This is a genomic window from Sphaerochaeta sp. S2 (assembly GCF_016406725.1).
In the GTDB taxonomy this organism is placed as follows: Bacteria; Spirochaetota; Spirochaetia; order Sphaerochaetales; family Sphaerochaetaceae; genus Sphaerochaeta.
Map to the genome: position 1 here is coordinate 1 of NZ_JAEKNT010000291.1, position 1,118 is coordinate 1,118.

Sequence of the window (1,118 nt, forward strand, 5' to 3'; positions counted from 1 at the left end):
GTCTAAGTGCTTCTGGAATATTGACAGAACCATCTGCGTTTAGATTGTTTTCCAAAAATGCAATTAGCATTCTAGGTGGCGCAACAACTGTATTGTTTAATGTATGAACGAAGCCTTTGCCACTATCGCCATTACGTCTGATTTTAAGTCTTCTAGCTTGAGCATCCCCTAAATTTGAGCAACTACCAACTTCGAAGTATTTCTTTTGTCTAGGAGACCATGCTTCTATGTCCACTGATTTTACCTTTAAATCTGCTAAGTCACCTGAACAACATTCAAGTGTACGTACTGGAATATCTAAAGTTCTAAAGTATGCAACTGTATTTCTCCATAATTTATCATACCATTCCATGCTTTCTTCAGGCATACATAGTACAACCATTTCTTGTTTTTCGAATTGGTGTATTCTATAGACGCCACGTTCTTCGATACCATGTGCACCTTTTTCTTTTCTAAAGCAAGGTGAATAGCTTGTAAGTGTATGTGGCAATGTCTCTTCTTGAACAATTGAATCAATGTATTTACCAATCATTGAGTGCTCACTTGTACCGATAAGATATAAGTCTTCACCTTCAATTTTGTACATCATTGCATCCATTTCAGCGAAGCTCATAACTCCTTGGACAACATCACTTCTGATCATATATGGTGGAATACAATAAGTAAAACCTTGATCAATCATGAAGTCTCTAGCATATGATAATAATGCGCTGTGTAATCTCGCAATATCACCCATCATGTAATAGAATCCTTGACCAGCTACTTTTGCTGAACTTTCTAAATCAACACCTGAGAAAGTTTTCATAATATCTATGTGATAAGGTATGTCAAACTCAGGTACAAATGGCTCACCATATTTTTCAAGCTCTACATTTTCTGAATCATCTTTCCCAATTGGTACAGATGAATCGATGATGTTTGGAATTTGCATCATAATTTCAGTAACCTTTTCATCTAATTCTTTTCGGATTACTTCTAAACTTGAAAGTGTATCAGCATTTTCTGCTACTTGTGCTTTTACTTTTTCAGCTTCTTCTTTAAGTCCTTGACCCATTAGTTTTCCGATTTGCTTTGATAAACTATTTCTACTCGCTCTAAGCTCATCTACCTCGGTAATT

Annotated in this window: 1 protein-coding gene; it reads right to left on the reverse strand. The window is 35.8% G+C overall.

Features of this window, described 5'->3' with window-relative positions:
- The coding region (gene serS, locus JF818_RS08560) for a serine--tRNA ligase (protein ID WP_198891597.1) at positions 1-1,118 on the reverse strand (1,118 nt) is incomplete at both ends.